Source organism: Isoptericola cucumis (assembly GCF_014635665.1).
Classification (GTDB): Bacteria; Actinomycetota; Actinomycetes; order Actinomycetales; family Cellulomonadaceae; genus Isoptericola; species Isoptericola cucumis.
This window is the reverse complement of sequence record NZ_BMDG01000029.1, coordinates 1-1155: the sequence shown is the minus strand read 5'-3', so window position 1 is coordinate 1155 and position 1155 is coordinate 1. Positions and strand designations below refer to the sequence as shown.

Sequence of the window (1155 nt, the reverse complement as noted above, 5' to 3'; positions counted from 1 at the left end):
CGGCAGCGGCGAACCCCTTCCCTGCGGCCGATTGCCTCAGGACCCAACAGTGTGCTCACGAGACCCCCGACCCCACCACCCGGCGTTCCCACCCCCACCCACCCCAACAGGAGCGGACGCGAGCGTACTGACCAGGCCGACAAGACCCGAGACCCCAACAGTCAATGTTCCACCCATGAGCAACCGCCAGACGCACGAACGGCGCCTCAAACGGTCTGCCTGACCCCCACCCACCCGAAAACGAGCAGGCACCCACCCCACAAAGAGGCAAGAACAGGGGGTATCAGATGCTCCTTAGAAAGGAGGTGATCCAGCCGCACCTTCCGGTACGGCTACCTTGTTACGACTTAGTCCCAATCGCCAGTCCCACCTTCGACCACTCCCTCCCACAAGGGGTTGGGCCGTGAGCTTCGGGTGTTACCAACTTTCGTGACTTGACGGGCGGTGTGTACAAGGCCCGGGAACGTATTCACCGCAGCGTTGCTGATCTGCGATTACTAGCGACTCCGACTTCATGGGGTCGAGTTGCAGACCCCAATCCGAACTGAGACCGGCTTTTTGGGATTCGCTCCACCTTACGGTATCGCAGCCCTCTGTACCGGCCATTGTAGCATGCGTGAAGCCCAAGACATAAGGGGCATGATGATTTGACGTCATCCCCACCTTCCTCCGAGTTGACCCCGGCAGTCTCCCATGAGTCCCCGGCATAACCCGCTGGCAACATGGGACGAGGGTTGCGCTCGTTGCGGGACTTAACCCAACATCTCACGACACGAGCTGACGACAACCATGCACCACCTGTGCACCGACCTTGCGGGGCACCCATCTCTGAGTGTTTCCGGTGCATGTCAAGCCTTGGTAAGGTTCTTCGCGTTGCATCGAATTAATCCGCATGCTCCGCCGCTTGTGCGGGCCCCCGTCAATTCCTTTGAGTTTTAGCCTTGCGGCCGTACTCCCCAGGCGGGGCACTTAATGCGTTAGCTGCGGCACGGAACTCGTGGAATGAGCCCCACACCTAGTGCCCAACGTTTACGGCATGGACTACCAGGGTATCTAATCCTGTTCGCTCCCCATGCTTTCGCTCCTCAGCGTCAGTTGCGGCCCAGAGACCTGCCTTCGCCATCGGTGTTCCTCCTGATATCTGCGCATTCCACC

At 59.8% G+C, this 1155-nt stretch carries 1 rRNA gene; it reads right to left on the bottom strand.

Features of this window, described 5'->3' with window-relative positions:
* Positions 1-298: 298 nt before the first annotated feature.
* A 16S ribosomal RNA gene (locus IEW03_RS20265) occupies positions 299-1155 on the bottom strand; the annotation flags it as partial.